This window comes from Streptomyces scabiei 87.22 (assembly GCF_000091305.1).
Lineage (GTDB): Bacteria > Actinomycetota > Actinomycetes > Streptomycetales > Streptomycetaceae > Streptomyces > Streptomyces scabiei.
On the sequence record NC_013929.1, the window covers coordinates 328,200 to 344,209 of the forward strand.

Consider the following 16,010-nt stretch of genomic DNA (forward strand, 5'->3'; position numbering starts at 1 on the left):
TGCGGACCGGGATCCCCTGGCGTGACCTCCCAGAACGCTAGTGCCGCGGAAGACCGTTCCTCGCCCCGCTTCCGCCGGTACGGTCTCGACGGCATCTTCGCCCGGGCCTGCAGTCATGCAGGCCCGGGCTGACGCGACATGGCCGGCCGATCCTCTGTGCGTCGGTCCTGGTTCACCGTTCGACGCGTGCGACCGCTTCCGCGAGAAGCTCGGCCACCTGATCGGCGTGCGACAAGTGCGGGGAGTGTCCCGAGGGGAGGCGCAGGCGGTGGGCGGCGCGCGCGGCCCACTTTTCCTGCACGGCCGGCGGGAGGGACGGGTCCTCGGTGGCCACGACGTACGTCAGGGGGATGTCTGCCGGCGCGGCACCCAGCTTCTCGGTGAAGGCGCGCATGCCCTGCCACTGGCGCCGCTTGACGGCTTCGGCGGTCAGGACCGGGTCGACCCCGCTGAAGATGGACTGCTCCGCGTCCCCGGCCTTGACGGCGAGACCATCGGGAGAACGGATCCAGGTGGGCGGGAAGGCACCGCCCATCCACTCCATCATCGAGACGCCGGGCTCGAGCGCGAAGGCTGCGATGTGGACGAGTTCGGCGACCCGGTCCTCCTTCGCGGCGGCCCACGTGGCGGGCACGCCGCCGTAGGAGTGCGCGGCGAGCACGACGGGCCCGTCGGCGGCCGCGATCTCGGCACGGACCTCGGGCACGTCCTCGGTCAGCCCCCGGGCTGCGGCACTGTCGGGGTTGCTGCTGGGCAGTTGCACGGCACGGGAGGCGATACCGCGGGCGGAAAGCCGCTCACGCAGCGCGTCGAAGATCCACGGGGTGTGCATCGCGCCGTGAACGAGTACGACGGTCGGATTCATGTGATGCGTCCTCAGTTACGGGGGGGGGGTGGTGCGAGTGGGGCGGTCAGCCCTCCCGGCTCTTGCCGAGCTGCGGCGATCCAGGACGGTGGCCGACTCCCGAGCAGGAGTCACCCGGCACGCCTTTCCGGAACGATCTCCAGCCTTTCCCGCGACCTCGTGGCCCACAAGGTCGAAGGGGGACACGGCACGGTGAAACGGCGACGGAGGCGCTGGACACTGCGTCTTGGCATGGCGCGCTGCGGCTCGGATCGATGACCTCGAAGCCCGGGCTCCCGCACCTCTGGCGGGTGGACGGCGAGCCGAAGGAAGGCGACCTCCCGGAGGAAGCGTCGCCGGCAAGGCTCACGGGAAGAACCGCGATCTCCAGATGTCCTCGAATGACCATGCCGCGTCTTCGGTGGATCTCGCCCGCCTGCGGTTTCGCGACGACAGTAGAGGACATCAAGGCGACGCGAAGCCGCCTCCACCACAAGGAGCATCCCTATGAACGGCACGGTCACGGTCCTCGACAGGGGCCCGGTGCGCATCCACAGCTACATGTCGCCGGCGGACACCTTCCACACCACCACCCAGCTGATCGAGACCCCGGCCCGGATCGTCGCGATCGACGCCCAACTGCTCCCCGTCTACGCCGACGAGGCCATCGCGTACGCCAAGGGCCTCGGCAAGCCGATCGACCGGCTCATCGTCACCCACGCCCACCCGGACCACTACAACGGCGCCGCCCGTTTCGGCGTCCCCGTACACGCCCTGGCCCAGGTGCGCCGGCAGATCATCGCCCGCGGCGACAGCAACCTGCCCACCGGACAGGTCATCCCCGTCAGTGACTTCACCCCCTCCGTGGACATCGTCCCGGGCACCGAGGTCATCGACGGCGTCGCCTTCGTCTTCGAGGCTGTCTCAGGCGGTGAGGCCGCCGACGAACTGCTCGTCAAACTGCCCGAGCAGGGCGTCCTGATCGCCCAGGACCTCGTCTACAACGACGTCCATCTCTACCTCGGCAACAACGACATCACCGGCTGGCAGCAGGCCGTCGACGCGCTGGCCGCCGAATCCGGCTACGACACGATCCTCGCGGGCCACGGCCTGCCCACCGGCCCGGAGGTGTACGCAGACGTCCGCCGCTACCTCACCGACGCCCGCGAACTGCTCGGCGACGACGGCGACGCCTACAAGAAGGCGATCGTCGACAAGTACCCCGCCCACGTCGGCCCGTTCATCATCGACATCGCCAACCGGTCGCTGTTCCCGGTCGGCGACTGAACACAGCCGGCGTGCACCGCACGCACGCGCCGCGCGGATCCGGGGCAGTTCGCGCGGCCCGTCCGGCCCTCAGCTCATGGCCCCCGGTCGACGTCGGCGCCCTCAAGTACGCCCGAGCACAGCCCCGCTGGCCCCCTCGGCGACCACCACAACCGCCGAGACCGCCGCCGCGGGCGCCCGAGAAGGCACGTCATGGACTCCGTCCACGCCGACCGCGCGGCCCCCCGCCCGGTCACGAACGGCAGCAGCGGCCCGTACCCCACAGCCTGGAATCGACTTCATGTCCCTCCCCGTCCCGAAGAGATCCGCCGCATCGGCCGCGATGATGACACCAACGTCTGCGAGCCGCCGCCCACGCCGTGCGCCCCTCGTCCTGATCCTGGGCTCTCTCACCGCGCTCGGCCCGCTCACCATCGACCTGTACCTGCCGGCCCTCCCCCAGGTCAGCGGGGACCTGCACGTCTCCGCGGCGGTCACCCAGCTCACCCTGACCACTTTCATGATCGGGATCGCCCTGGGTCAGCTGGTCATCGGCCCTCTCAGCGACACTCTCGGCAGACGGCGCCCTTTGCTGATCGGCCTGAGCGCGTACGTCGTGGCCGGCGCCCTGTGCGCCCTCGCGCCGACTGCGACGGTGCTCATCGGCATGCGGCTGGTCCAGGGGTTGGCGGGCGCCGCCGGCATCGTCATCGCCCGGGCCGTGGTCCGTGACCTGTACGACGGTCTCGGCGCCGCGCGTCTGCTGTCGTCGCTGATGCTCGTCTCCGGCACCGCGCCGATCCTCGCCCCCGTGCTCGGAGCCCAACTGCTGCGCCTGACCTCCTGGCGCGGCGTCTTCGTCGCCCTCACCGTACTGGGCCTGGTCGTCCTGGCCGCCACCGCAACCCTGTTGACCGAGACCCTCCCGGCCCATCGGCGGCGTCGCGGCGGACTCTCCGACACCCTGCGCACCATGCGCGATCTCGTCGCGGACAGTCGCTTCACGGGCTACCTGCTCACCGGCAGCCTCGGCTTCGCCGCCCTGTTCGCCTACATCGCCGGGTCCTCCTTCACACTCCAGGAGGTCTACGGCGCCTCCCCGCAGACGTACAGCCTGCTGTTCGCCCTCAACTCGATCGGCCTGGTCGTCACCGGACAGCTGAACTGCAAAGTGCTGCTCGGCCGCTTTCCCTCGCAGCGCATCCTGGCGACGGGCCTTGCCGTGCTCGGCGCCGCGGGCATCGCCCTGGTCCTCCTGACCACCAGCACTCACGCGGGCCTGCCCTGGATCGCCCTCGCGCTCTTCCTCACCGCCTGCCCGGTCGGCTTGATCCTGCCGACCACCACGGCCCTGTCCCTCCAGCGCGCCCCGCACGCGGCGGGCAGCGCCTCGGCGCTGCTGGGCACCACCCAGTTCCTCATGGCAGCCGTCGCCCCGGCCCTCACCGGCCTCGGCGGCCGGGGCACCGCCCTGCCCATGGCCCTGTCGGTACTCGCCCTCGCACTGACGGCGACGCTCATCTTCCTGGTCATCTGCCGCCCATGGCGCCCCACTCCGGATCCGCTGGCCCGGTGAGCACGACCCCGTGGACCTACATCTGCCAGGAGCCGGCCCGCTGGATTCGCGACAACAGCGTCAGGGAGGTTCGCCTTCAGCTTCTCGAATGCGGTGGGCGTCGAGCGGTGCGGCAGGAAGTTCTTGATCTGCTGAGCGCAGTCGGCCGGACTGGCGGTGCCCGTGTCGCACTCGAAGTCGTAGAGACCATGGGCATGAACCTGAGTGATCTGGCGTGCGGCCGGCCCCGGTGCGCGGTCCCCGCTCTCCTGCTCGCGCCGTTGTATTTCCGGCAGAGGGCAATGCACGAGGTGGTGGGGCCGAGCGTGTGCTCCGACGGTGCGTGATGCCGTCGTGGATCACCCGAGGCGGCGATCGCCGTGAGGCCGGGCAGTTTGCCGGCCTCCGCCGTATCTGGAAGGCACTCTCCCCTGACAGCCTGTCCTCCGTGGTCCCGCGTGCGGCGGCCGCGGGACCACGGAGGCGCCTGATCGGTCAGGACAAGAGCTCGACGTACCCGTCGGTCGCGTGGACGCGGATCCGCTGTCCGTTCCGGATCAGCCGGGTGGCCTGTTCCACGCCCACGACGGCCGGCAGTCCGTACTCCCGGGCGATCACCGCGCCGTGGGTCATCAGACCGCCCACCTCCGTCACGAGGCCCGCGATCCCGACGAACAGCGGCGACCAGCTGGGGTCGGTGTAGGTGGTGACCAGGATGTCGCCCGTCTCGAGATCGGCCTCCGCCATGTCGAGGACGACGCGGGCCCGTCCCTCGACGACCCCGGCCGAGACCGGGAGGCCGGGCAGGGCGCCGGGCGGTACGTCGTCGCGTCGGTACGCCCCGTTGAGGGCCTCGCCGTCCGAGGTGAGAACGCGGGGCGGTGTCAGCGCGTGGTACGACCGGAACGCGTCCTTGCGCTGCTGGATGAGCCGGTCGTCCGCCTGGTGCGAGCGCGAGACCTGGTGGAACTCCTGGAACGTGAGGTAGAAGACGTCCTCCTCCGCGGCGAGCACACCGGCCCGGACGAGGCGTCCGGCCTCCCTCATCAGGGCCTGCTTGTAGACGAAGTAGCGGCTGATGATGCCGTACTTGGGGTATTCGCGGTAGCCGATGAACGCGCGGACCTGGTCGATCATCCGCTGCGTCTCGTCGGCCCTGCGGTCACCGTCCGGCAGGGCCCGCAGACGTGACACCACCTCGGCCGCCTTGTTCAGCGCCTTCCGCCGGCCCTCCTCGAAGCGCCGCTCGGCGGCGCCGGGCTCCATGTTCCTCACGTGGTCGAGGATCACGGGCACGAGCGTGGTGGGGCGTTCGCGCCAGCGCGGTCGCGTGATGTCGATCTCGCCGACGCAGCGCATGCCGTACCGGTCGAGGTACGCCTCGATGGCGTCGCGTGCCTCGGCCCCGCCCGGCAGTCGGCCCAGCTCGTCGAGGAAGTCCTCGTCCCGGACGCCCTGGAGGAACGCCACCACCTCCGGATGCGGGCGGATCACGTCCGCGACGTCGAGCAGCGCCAGGCCCATCTCCGACGTGATGTTGTCGGGGGCGGACAGCGTGAGCGTGTCAGCCGCGTTCTTCTCGCCCAGCCATTCCTGCAACCTGTCGTTGAGCCACCAGGTGCCCTCCATCGCCACCATGATCGCCCGGATGTTCAGCGGGTCGCTGAGAACGCGCTTGTGCTCCTCGAAGGCCTCTGCCAGGAAGTCGAACAGCGCCGGTCCGCTCTTGGTGCGGATGTCACGCTCCAGGGCGGCGACGGACGCCCGGCTGCGGCCGATCAGTTCGGCGACGACGGACGGGTCGGTCTCGGTCGGGTCGGACTCGCCGCCGACGGGCGGCCGGCCCGGAGCCGTGGCCGGGAGCGGTGCCACGAAGTCGTCGCGTTCGAGGACGGTCTCCAGTGCGTCCCTGGTGAGTGGATCACCCCGCCCGATGACGTCCAGGAGACCGGCACGGCTCGCGGGCGAGGCCAGCCGCGGGGTGACGTCGACGAACAGCCGTCCCCCTGCCTCGTGCATCGGGACCATGGCCGTCAGCTGCCACATGGACAGCCCCAGGGGCTTCATGGGGTCCGTCATCATCTGTCCATGACCGACGGAGACGTAGACGTGGTTCTCCCGGCCGGCCTCCCGGTCACCGGCCTTCCGGTCGCCGGTTCCCCGGTCGTTGGTCCCCGGGTCGCCGGTCTCTCGGACGGGGACCGGGAACAGTGTCGTGATGGGCCTGCTCTGGACGATCCTGAAGTCGTCGTCGACCAGGCACCATTCGATGTCCTGCGGGCGTCCGAAGTACGCCTCGATCCGCCGGCCGATTCCGACGAGCCGCACCACCTGCGCATCCGTGAGCGACGGCTGCTCCTGCCGCTGCGGGTCGACGGCCACCTCGTGCGTACCGCCGGCCGGCAGCGCCTGCAGAGCCCGGGGTTTGGCGGCGATCGTCCTCGTCACGACGTCGCCGTCGCGCACCTTGAAGACGTCCGGGTTCACCAGGCCGGAGACCAGGGCCTCGCCGAGGCCGAAGCCGGCGTCCACCGAGGCGACCTTGCGGTTGCCGGTGACGGGATCGGCCGTGAACAGGATGCCGGACACCTCGGGGAAGACCATCCGCTGCACGACCACGGCCATGTGCACCCGGCGGTGGTCGATGCCGTTGCGCCGGCGGTACACCACGGCACGCTCGGTGAACAGCGAGGCCCAGCACCTGCTGACGTGCCGGAGAACCTCCGTCGGCCCCACGATGTTCAGATACGTGTCCTGTTGGCCTGCGAAGGACGCCGTCGGAAGGTCCTCCGCCGTCGCGCTGGAGCGAACGGCGCAGGCGGTCCCCTCGCCCAGCCCGGCGAGCGCGGCGACGATCGCACGCGCCAACTCGTCCGGAACGACGACCCCTTCGATGAGCCTGCGGATCTCCGCGCTCACCGTGCGGGTCGCCTCCCCGTCCTCCGGGGACAGACGCGACAGCTGATCGAGCAGATCGTCCAGCGACGGCACCTGCGCCATGATCTGGCGGAAGGCGTCCGTCGTCACACAGAATCCGGCCGGTACGCGGACGCCCTCGATCCGTGACAGCCCGCCGAGGTTCGCACCCTTGCCGCCGACGGCCTCGATCTGCTTCTCGTCGACCTCGTGAAGATTCCACACGTACGGCCCGTTCATCGGCGTGCCTCCTCGGCAGTCGTGTCCCGTCGTCGCACCGCACCGTGCGATCGCTTCGCCGGCGCGCACGGTCTCGACGGCCGCTTCGTTCCCACCGCCGGTCCGACGTCATCGCGTCCCCGGTACGTCGACAACACACGCACGTCAGTGCCCTCGTTTCCGCAGCTTGTGGCTTCGGCCGACGATTTTGCGGCATCACCGGGGCCTTGCCGCAAGGCCCCCGGTGCGCTATACGTTGAGAAGGGTAAGGAGACAGCTCCTTGCCCTTGCCTGTTTCCGGTGGCGATTTGCGGAGCGAGAGAGCGCGTGACCTCGTCCCGGAGCAACGGGCCCCGGACGCCGCGCGTGCGAGGGGAACTCGTGCGCCTCACCCTCCCGGCGGGCACGGGCCGGCGCTCGACGGCGCTCGAGGATAGAAGACCTGGGTGTGCAGGGAGGCTTCTGACGGGGCAGCCGCGTTCGGCGTGGCCTCCGTGTCGAGACGAGTCCTGCGACGAGATCAGTTTCCGATTGAGAGATCCCTGCAACGGGCGCGTGTATTGGTGCCGTTCACACCATGACGAGCTACGGGATCAGCGATGATGATGCGATGAATGCCGACATCTTGGGCCGCCCGGCCGAGCCCGGACAAGATCCTGGAGCGGCATCGGCAGCGGCAGCGGCAGCGGCAGCGGGCGCGCACGGGTCGGTCGTGTCGGTCCGTCATGTCCTGCCGGCCTGGCACCTCCTGTCGGCCCGTCACCTCCAGTCGGCCTGTTCCGAACCGCCCCTCAGTGCAAGGAAATACGTGTGAGCGCTATCGGCCCCGGTGGAAGAGTCCAACCGGCCCGTCCCGGCGATCCCTCCCGCATCGGCCCCTACCGCATCATCGGCCGTCTCGGCGCGGGCGGCATGGGCACCGTGCACGCCGGAGTCACCTCCGACGGAACGCGCGTGGCGGTCAAGGTGATCCATCCCGAGCAGGCGCAGGAGCCGGAGTTCAGGGCTCGTTTCGCACGTGAGGTGGCGCTCTCGTCCCGTGTCACCGGACCCTACGTGATTCCCTTGCTCGCAGCCGACACCGACGCGGCGACCCCGTGGCTGGCCACCGCGTACGTCCCCGGCCCGACCCTGGACCAGCATGTGCGCGAACGTGGGCCGCTGTCCGAAGGGAGCTTGTACGCGCTCGCGGCGGCCACCGCGCAGGCACTGGCCGCCATCCACGCCGTCGGGGTGGTGCATCGCGATGTGAAGCCTCAGAACATCATCCTCACGCCCACCGGACCACGGGTTCTGGACTTCGGGATCGCTCACGCGTCCGACACCACCAGTGTCACCCGTACCGGAGTCATGACCGGCACGCCGGGCTGGATCAGCCCCGAGCAGTACCGGCAGGGCACCGCCGGCCCGGCGGGGGACGTGTTCGCGTGGGGAGCGCTCGTGGCCTACGCGGCGACCGGAAGGCTGCCCTTCGGCGCCGGCCCACCCGACGTGGTCGCCTTCCGCGTGATGTCGGGGGAACCGGACCTGGACGGCGTCGCCGCGTCCTTGCGCCGGATTCTGGAGAAGGCGCTGTCGAAGGAGCCGGAGGACCGTCCCGCGGCCACCGAAGTGGCCGGGTCGTGCGCGGCGTTGCTCGCTTCCCAGGCAACCCAGGTCGTGGGCGTCCACGCGCTGCCGACCCAGGCCGGGGACGCGGTCGCCCAGGTCTGGGACGTGCCGGCCGGAGAGGACCCGGCATGGCAGGCGCCGCCGGGTCGATCGGCGAGGCGGCGGGTGGGCGCCGTGGTCGTGGCCGCGGCGGTGCTCGGCGGTCTGGTCGGCGGGGTGACCGCCCTGCTGCCCGACACCACCGGGGGCGGGAAGTCCGGTGGATCGGCTTCGCCTTCGGCGTCCGCCGGGTCCGGGTCGCAGGCCGTGAAATCCGATGAGGCGGATACCGCGGCCGAGCGGGGCAAGGTCGTGAGCGACGGCGCGGCGAGTGCGGTGAGCTGGGCGGAAGCTCGTACGGCTCAGGGGCAGGGCGAACACGACGTGGCGCGCTCCGTCCTGCACGATCAGAGCGTCCTGTCAGGGGAGTTGAGCGAGGTCCGGCTCTCGCCGGGGAGCGTGACGTTCCATGAGGCACGCCGGGAGGTCTACTTCTCGTACAACCTGGACACCGACGCGCACGGAACGTTGATCGCCGAGACGGAGATCGCCAGAGCGATGTGTCTGTCGTTGCGTGATGCGGTGCTCAACGTCCATCCGGATCTGCCGTATCGCACCTACGTCACGGTGCGCGAGGAGGCGGGCCGCGATGCGCAGGTGACGTGGCAGGAGGACTTCGTCGCCGACGAACGGTGCCGGTCGGCCGCGGAGGACGGCACAGCGCGGAGCGACGGCGCCGACGCGGAGGCAGAGTCGGAGCCGGAGTCGGAATGGGCTCCGGACGAGAACGGTCTCGGGGAGGCGATGATCCCCAGTACCGACGGCGACGAGATCCGGGTCGCGGACCGCGCCGCCAAGAAGGTCATCGAGCGCAGCAACGCGATGCGACCGACGCTCGGCACCGGTCAGGTCCTCGGCCACGAGGAGATCAAAGTGGGCTTCGACCCTGCGCATTCGGCCATGTACGTGTGGTCGGACTACCTGATGTGGAACCAGGGGCAGGTCGAGACCTGGGCCGACATGGCCGCGGGTGAGGCGTGCCGTGCCCTGGTGAGGCAGCGCCAGAACGCGGGTTCCGGCTGGCCGTACAAGCGCTACGCCGTGGCGGAGATCGGCGGTTCGGGCTATCTCATGATCCGTTGGGGCACGGCGACCTCGCTCGACGCCTGTCCCACTTGACCGGGGAACGGGACGGGGCCCACGCACCGCGACGGCGGCGTGATCGGCCCCGTGGACGCGCGTCCCGATGGGCTCGCCGAACGCCAAGTTCCGCATCGTTCCCTGCCGGAGAGCCTACGTATGCGATTACGTAGTTCTACTGGCGCCTGGGGAAAGCCGTGTTGGGAGACTCGCCTTATGGGCCTCCCGCGGGAGTCGTGATGTCACGGCGGGGAGCCTGCGGCCTCCCCGCCCGACGGCTGTCGCCGGCGGTTCGACGGGCACGGGGAGCGCATTCTGTCCTGGTCGTTGCGCCCAGCTGAACTTGGGAGAGTCCACCGTTGGTTTCCAAGACCCGTGTCCTTCTGGGCATGCTCGTGCTCCTGGCGCTGGCCGTCGGCGCCATCGCCCTGCTCGCGGCCGCGAAGGCGGATGCCACCTGGTTCACGATCGTGCCGCTCGGCATTCTGTTCATCGGCGCATCCGTCATCCAGTCGCTCGGATGGTTCAACAAGAAAAGCCGGTGAGTGGCCGGTTCACCGGCTCGCGCATCGCCCTGCGGGGGCGCGGGGGGGCTCCCACAGGCGGGGAGAGGGCCGGCGCGTCTACTGGTGCTCGCCGACCGTGCGCAGGGCGGCGAGCACCAGTGCCCGGGTGACGGTGACGATTTCGCTCACGCGGACCTGTTCCTGTGGACCGTGTGCGAGACGTACGTCGCCGGGGCCGTACTGCAGCGTGGGGATGCCCGCCCCGGAGTAGAGCCGCAGGTCACTGCCGTAGGGGGCGCCTCGCTCCGCAGGTCGTGGGCCGCTGGTGACGTCGGCGTGCGCGTCGCCGACCAGGGTCGCGAGCGGGTGTCCGGCCGGCAGCCGTCCGCTGGCGAACTGTCCGCCGGGCCACGTCACCCTGGCGGGGTGGGAGCGCAGCCAGGGGTCGGCTGCGCAGGCTTCGGCCACGCACGCCTCCAGTTCGGTGCGTGCCCGGTCCGGGTCCTCGCCCAGCCGGACGCCCAGCCTTCCTTCGGCCACCAGCAGGTCGGGCACGCTGCTGGCCCAGTCGCCGGAACGGACGGTGCCGACGGACAGCGGGTAGGGGATCGGGTAGGCGGACATGAGCGGGTCGGCGTCGGTGTTGCGGCGGGCTTCCAGGTGGGCGAGTGCGCGGTGGATGGGAAGGTAGGCGTCGATGGCGCTCACTCCCACGTACCTGGTGCTGCCGTGGGTGGCCCGGCCGGGTACCTCGATGCGGAAGGTCAGGGCGCCGGCGTTCGCGGTCATGAGCGCGCCGCTGGTCGGTTCGGTGATGATGCAGGCGTCGCCGGTGTGGCCGCGCTGGAGGGTGCCGAACGCTCCGAGCCCTCCGTCCTCCTCGCTGACCACGAAGTGCGCGGCCAGCCGGCCGCGTAGCCTTGCGCCCGCCTGTCGTATCGCGGCCAGGGCGGCGAGTATCGCCACCATCCCCGCCTTCATGTCGCACGCTCCTCTCGCGTGCACCACGTCCCCGGTGATCCGGGGGCGGAACGGGTCGCCGTCCCACTGCGCCAGGTCCCCGGAGGGTACGACGTCGACGTGCCCCTGGAGGATCAGGGTCGGCCCGTCGCCCTGGGGCCGCGTGCCGCCCACCAGGCCCCACGCCTCCGTGCGCGGGGCCTCGCTGCCGGGAAAGCGGGGGTGGGCCCGGAGCTCGGGCAGGTTCATGGACCACAGGTCCACGTCGAGGTCCAACCGCTCCAGACGGCGGGCGAGGACGTGCTGGAGCTCGGACTCCGCGGCGCTCCCGGTCACACTCGGAACAGCGAGCAGTTCCAGCAGCAGCCGGCCGATGGCCGCCTCGTCCACCGCGGCCAGTGCCGAGGCTTCCACCTCGCTCAGACTTGCTGTCATCTCCACACTGCTCCCGGCGCGTGACATCAGGACATGCCGGAGACTATGTTCGGCGGGCGGTGCAAACAATCGCCATTTACTGTTGTCTCCTCTCACTTTCTTGCAATATTTGCGGGCCCATGGCTGATTCTTGCGCCGTCTCACCACAGGTTCCGACGTCTGGAGCTAGGTCATGGACGCCATCGACGGAGCGATCATCCGTTGCGTGCTGCACAACGCGCGGGCCACGTACGCCGAGATCGGGAAGGCGGCCGGGCTGTCCGCGCCCGCCGCCAAGCGGCGTCTGGACCGTCTGGAGACCACCGGCGCGATCCGCGGTTACACCGCCCTCATCGATCCTCAGGCATTGGCCTGGCACACCGAGGCCTTCGTCGAGGTCTACTGCAGCGGCAATCCCACCCCCGCCGAACTGCGCCAGGCACTGGAGCACATTCCCGAGGTCATCGAAGCCTGTACCGTCTCCGGCGCGGCCGACGCCGTCGTCCACATGCTCGCCCGGGACATCCCGCACCTGGAACAGGCCATCCAACGGGTGCGCGCCACCGCTCCCGTCGAACGGACCGAGAGCGCGATCGTGCTCTCCCGGCTGTTGAACCGGCCTCGCGTGTGACCGACCTGCCGCGAACCCCGGGCTCCGCCTGCGCGTCGACGGAACCCCGGCGGAGGCGGGCCGGCGGGGCAGCGGCGTCGGCAACGGCGCGGCTCCGCACGGCGTGCCCAGCCCGCCGTCCGGCAGGCGAACGCGCCCCGATCTAGCGGCGGGTGAGGCGGGTGAGGGTGACCCCGTTGGGGAAGGACGTGCGCTCGGCGACATCGAAGACCGTGGGGTCGAAGGCACCGTCGACCACCGGGACTCCGGTCCCCGCGATGACCGGATACGTCTTGATCAGCAGCTCGTCGATCTCGGGGAGCAGAGCGCCCGCGAGTCGGCCGCCCCCGCAGAGCCAGACGTCCAGGTCGGTGCCGGCCTCGCCCTTGAGCTCGCGGACGAGGGCGAGCGGGTCGCTCGGCACGACGATGACGGCCGGGTCGGTGTCCGGCGCGAGAGTGCTGGACACCACGTACTGGCGCAGGTGCGCGTAGGGGCTGGTGATTCCGTGGTCAAGGGCTGGGCGGTAGCTGCCGAGGCCCATGACGACGGTGTCGAAACGACGATTGGGCGCGTCCGCGACGCCGACGGCCGCACGATAGGCGGTGGGTACGGTCTCCGGGTACAGCGCGTTGGTCCATGTCGCGTAGGCGGCGGCCTGCTGCTCGTCGCCCTGCGGAAAGAAGTCGAACTCGCCGCCGGGGCCGGCGATGCGGCCGTCGAGCGAGACACCCACGTAGTACACAAGCTTTCGCAAGAGGTCTCCTCACACGTAGTACTATGACTGAAGTGGTCTGACCGTAGTACTACAGATGGAGTGATGTCAATGGTGAGGCGGAATGACCAGCGGCGCGCTGCCCTCGTCGACGCGGCGATCGAGGTGCTGGCCCGGGAGGGCGCACGCGGCCTGACCTTCCGGGCTGTGGATGCCGAGGCGGCCGTCCCCGCCGGTACGGCGTCCAACTACTTCTCCAGCCGCGACGACCTGTTCACTCAGGCCGGCGCCCGGGTCTACGAGCGGCTCCAGCCGGACGAGGCCACGATCGCCCGCCAGCGGGAGGCCGGTCGCGACCGGGAGACCTACGCGGAGCTGATGCGCGAACTCGTCGGCCGCATCGCCTCCTTCCGCACCGGCTACCTCGCGCTGCTGGAGCTGCGCCTCGAAGCCACTCGCCGCCCCGAACTGCGCAAGGTCCTCACGGCGCGGGTCCGGGCCGACGTGGATGCCAACGTCGCGTATCACGAGGCGTCCGGCCTGCCCGGCGACACCACGGCGGTCAAGCTGCTCATACTGACGCTCAACTGGCTGATCGTCGAACAGCTCACCCTGCCTGACGTCTTCACGGAGGCGGAGCGCGAACAACTCATCACGGCCGCGGTCGAGCGCATCGTGACGGCGGAGTAGCCGACCACTTTCGGACCCGTCCGCTGCCCTGTCTGTCGCTCCGAACGAGGGGTGCCGGGTTCAGCAGTGGTGATCGCCGCTCCCGTACGGGGCCCTCAGCTTCTCGGCAGTCCAGACCGCCGCGTGCCTCGGCCCCGGACAACGGAGGGGGTGCTGTCGACGGCCTGGAGAGCACATCGCGGCTGCGGCGACGTTCCTCCCTGGCGCGGGTGGCGATGGTGATCCCACGATCGGACAGCGTCAGGGCTCACTCGAAGACGAGCCCGCCGACAGGACCGGTGAGCCGGAGCTGGGGCCGTTCCTGAAGGCCCCCGACCGCATTCCCGCAAAAAATCCGGTGCCCGACCCGCCTGTATGCCGTACGTTGGTCAGACCGACGCGGGGTGGAGCAGCTCGGTAGCTCGCTGGGCTCATAACCCAGAGGTCGCGTGGTTCGAATCCCGCCCCCGCTACCAGGATCCGGTCCCCGGCGACATCATCTCGCCGGGGACCGGAGTCGTTCGACAGCATGCCCGGGGCAGGGATCACCGGCCCGTCAAGGGACGCCCGCGCGGATGGCTCACCCGCCCCACGTGTCGCATGGTTTCCGGTCGTATCCGCTCGGTTCGGTGATCTCCGTACCGAGCGGATGGAGATCACACGTCAGGGCCGGCTACGTGGGCGCGAGACTGCACACTCGTGGATCCTGCTCCGAGGCTGATCAGACCGGAGTCATCGGCGCCCGCCGAACTCCCAGTCGTGGACCTCGATGTCCGCATACCGGTCTGCCGTCAGAACGGCTCGTGCCGTGTCCGCGTCCGGGGCCCTGAGCAGCGCCCCCGTACCCAGCCAGGTGTCGCCGTCGTCGGACAACAGGGGCCCGTACGCGATCAGTTCCGCCCGGTCGAGCGGCGGGGCCAGGTCGGCTGCCGGGCCCTCGCCGAGGCCGATCACCAGGTACCGGTTGCCGCCGGTGCGGCCGCCGGGAAAGTCCCACATGGTGCGCCCCAGCACGTTGCGCCACCTGCGGAGCAGCACGTCCCGGTACGCGCCGGCCTGATAGCTGGGCTCGTCGAAGGCGAACGCGCGGGCGGCGGCCGCATCGGGCAGGTCGACGATGTGTACGCTGCCCGTCGGTGTTTCCCCGTCATCGGCGAAGGTCGGACCGCGAGCGATCAGCTCCTTCGCGTACCGGTCCATGTAGGACCAGTGTTCCTCCACCAGCTTCTCGCGCAGGGCGAGGGAGCCGGGACGATCGCGGTGGTAGCAGAAGAACTCCATGACCACAGACCCTTCCCCATCAAGGGCACCGTCTCAACTGCCTTTCGGCGACGCCGGGACAGCGGGCGCGGAACGTCTCAGCCGTCCCGTAGGCCGACCGCCAGCGTCAGTTCGAGGACCCGGTACGGCGATGCGAGATCCGGGAACAGCTCCCGCAGCTGCGCCATCCGGTACCGGACGGTCTGGGGGTGGACGAACAACTCCGCCGCCACCTCGTCCCGTCTGCCCTGGTGCAGCAGCCACGCCCGCAGCGTCTCCTCCAGCCGCCGGGCGGTCGCGACAGGCAAGTCCCGCAACGGGGCGAGGGCGCGGGCACGCAGGTCCGCGAAAGCGTCCGCGTCCGCGCTCAGCACCAGCTCGGGCAGGTGGTCCTCGGTGTCGCGGATGTCGGAGGAGAGGGAACGCGCGCGCACGGCTCGTGCGTACGAGGCGGACGCACGCGTCCACGGCCGGGCCGGGCCGACGACGGCGCTGCGGTCGGTGAGCTGCCTCAGGAGATGCGCGCGGTCGGCATCGGGGACGAGCAGCACGCCGAGGGCGTCCGGCAGATCGTCCAGGACGAGGGTGCTCTGGTCGAGCATGCGCCAGGCCGGCCGGGCCTGGGCGGCGGGCAGCAGGACCGCGGTCAGCGAGCCCGGAGGCTGCCATCCTGCCCGTTGCGCCGAGGCCAGCAGCACGTCCGGGCTCGCGTCCGCGAGGAGGTCGCGGACCAGCTGTTCCAGGTGGCGCTCATGGGCCCGGCCCCGGGCCGCCAGTTCGTCGGCGTGGCCCGCGGCGCTCGCGGCGGAGAGCTCGTCGATGTAGGCGAAGGTCAGCTCGGCGAACTTGGCGACCTCCGCGGCGGGCAGACCGGCAGGTACGGCACCGGCTGCCAGGCAGCGCCAGGCCACCCGGGCGCCGACGCGGTAGGCGCTGAGCAGGGCGTCCATCGAACGGCCGTCGCGCACCTCGCCGCGGCCCAGCTCGTAGGCCGCGTCCCCGGCGTCGCCGCCCGTGGCGTTCCCGCTCGCGAGGTCCAGGTAGTGCCCCAGGGCGGTGCGGACGGCCCGGCGGATGGTGCCGCCCATGCGGCCCGACAGGGCGTTGGCGTAGGGAGGCACCTCGTCGATGATCGCCTGGACGACCTCGTCGGCGGTGGTCCTCAGCGCGGCCCGAAGTGCGGTGACCGTCGTCTCATCCAGGGCCAGTTCGCTGGCCCTCCGGACTGCATGGCTCACGTTTTTGTTCCCTGCGAACAATTCGGCCGATCAGATTCACATCCTGCG

12 protein-coding genes, 1 tRNA gene and 1 pseudogene are annotated in these 16,010 nt (G+C 70.5%); 7 read left to right on the top strand and 7 right to left on the bottom strand.

Annotation, left to right across the window (positions count from 1 at the left end):
* Positions 1–172 precede the first annotated feature (172 nt).
* A complete protein-coding gene (locus tag SCAB_RS01370) occupies positions 173–865 on the bottom strand; it encodes an alpha/beta fold hydrolase (protein WP_012998250.1) in 693 nt (230 codons plus the stop codon).
* 486 nt (positions 866–1,351) lie between these two features.
* Between SCAB_RS01370 and SCAB_RS01375 the strand changes: the two genes are divergently transcribed.
* Together SCAB_RS01375 and SCAB_RS01380 are read left to right on the top strand one after the other, a co-directional pair.
* The gene (locus tag SCAB_RS01375) at positions 1,352–2,131 is read left to right on the top strand and encodes an MBL fold metallo-hydrolase (RefSeq protein ID WP_012998251.1); all 780 of its coding nucleotides are present in this window, start codon (positions 1,352–1,354) and stop codon (positions 2,129–2,131) included.
* A gap of 280 nt (positions 2,132–2,411) precedes the next feature.
* Positions 2,412–3,686, top strand: a complete 1,275-nt coding sequence (locus tag SCAB_RS01380; protein ID WP_012998252.1) for a multidrug effflux MFS transporter — start codon at positions 2,412–2,414, stop codon at positions 3,684–3,686.
* A 125-nt stretch (positions 3,687–3,811) separates the two neighbouring features.
* Here the strand turns inward: SCAB_RS01380 and SCAB_RS44340 are convergent.
* Positions 3,812–3,973: pseudogene (locus tag SCAB_RS44340) on the bottom strand (phosphotransferase-like protein); the annotation flags it as partial.
* A 187-nt stretch (positions 3,974–4,160) separates the two neighbouring features.
* On the bottom strand, positions 4,161–6,821 hold the full coding sequence (gene rph, locus SCAB_RS01390; RefSeq protein ID WP_012998253.1) for a rifamycin-inactivating phosphotransferase: 2,661 nt from the start codon (positions 6,819–6,821) through the stop codon (positions 4,161–4,163).
* Positions 6,822–7,610: 789 nt separating this feature from the next.
* Here rph and SCAB_RS01395 point away from each other — a divergent pair.
* Together SCAB_RS01395 and SCAB_RS01400 are read left to right on the top strand one after the other, a co-directional pair.
* On the top strand, positions 7,611–9,629 hold the full coding sequence (locus tag SCAB_RS01395; protein ID WP_012998254.1) for a serine/threonine-protein kinase: 2,019 nt from the start codon (positions 7,611–7,613) through the stop codon (positions 9,627–9,629).
* 320 nt (positions 9,630–9,949) lie between these two features.
* Positions 9,950–10,135: a hypothetical protein gene (locus tag SCAB_RS01400; RefSeq protein ID WP_012998255.1), complete on the top strand. Its 186-nt coding sequence runs from the start codon at positions 9,950–9,952 to the stop codon at positions 10,133–10,135.
* A 78-nt stretch (positions 10,136–10,213) separates the two neighbouring features.
* Here the strand turns inward: SCAB_RS01400 and SCAB_RS01405 are convergent, their stop codons facing one another.
* Entirely contained in the window at positions 10,214–11,491 is a 1,278-nt protein-coding gene (locus tag SCAB_RS01405) for an ArgE/DapE family deacylase (protein WP_162934437.1), read from the bottom strand.
* A gap of 172 nt (positions 11,492–11,663) precedes the next feature.
* On the opposite strand from SCAB_RS01405, the gene SCAB_RS01410 reads away from it, so the two are divergent.
* Positions 11,664–12,101, top strand: a complete 438-nt coding sequence (locus SCAB_RS01410) for an Lrp/AsnC family transcriptional regulator (protein ID WP_012998257.1) — start codon at positions 11,664–11,666, stop codon at positions 12,099–12,101.
* A gap of 142 nt (positions 12,102–12,243) precedes the next feature.
* Here SCAB_RS01410 and SCAB_RS01415 read toward each other — a convergent pair whose 3' ends face one another.
* Complete coding sequence (locus SCAB_RS01415; RefSeq protein ID WP_041668811.1) at positions 12,244–12,837, bottom strand: dihydrofolate reductase family protein; 594 nt, start codon at positions 12,835–12,837, stop codon at positions 12,244–12,246.
* 69 nt (positions 12,838–12,906) lie between these two features.
* Here SCAB_RS01415 and SCAB_RS01420 point away from each other — a divergent pair, with 69 nt between their 5' ends.
* Together SCAB_RS01420 and SCAB_RS01425 are read left to right on the top strand one after the other, a co-directional pair.
* On the top strand, positions 12,907–13,485 hold the full coding sequence (locus tag SCAB_RS01420; RefSeq protein ID WP_041668813.1) for a TetR/AcrR family transcriptional regulator: 579 nt from the start codon (positions 12,907–12,909) through the stop codon (positions 13,483–13,485).
* A gap of 377 nt (positions 13,486–13,862) precedes the next feature.
* Positions 13,863–13,940 (top strand) — tRNA-Met (locus SCAB_RS01425).
* Positions 13,941–14,196: 256 nt separating this feature from the next.
* On the opposite strand, the gene SCAB_RS01430 is transcribed toward SCAB_RS01425, so the two are convergent.
* Both SCAB_RS01430 and SCAB_RS01435 read right to left on the bottom strand, forming a co-directional pair.
* The gene (locus tag SCAB_RS01430; protein ID WP_037724819.1) at positions 14,197–14,745 is read right to left on the bottom strand and encodes a YciI family protein; all 549 of its coding nucleotides are present in this window, start codon (positions 14,743–14,745) and stop codon (positions 14,197–14,199) included.
* Between the two features lie 77 nt (positions 14,746–14,822).
* Positions 14,823–15,962, bottom strand: a complete 1,140-nt coding sequence (locus tag SCAB_RS01435; protein WP_012998261.1) for a PucR family transcriptional regulator — start codon at positions 15,960–15,962, stop codon at positions 14,823–14,825.
* Positions 15,963–16,010 lie beyond the last annotated feature (48 nt).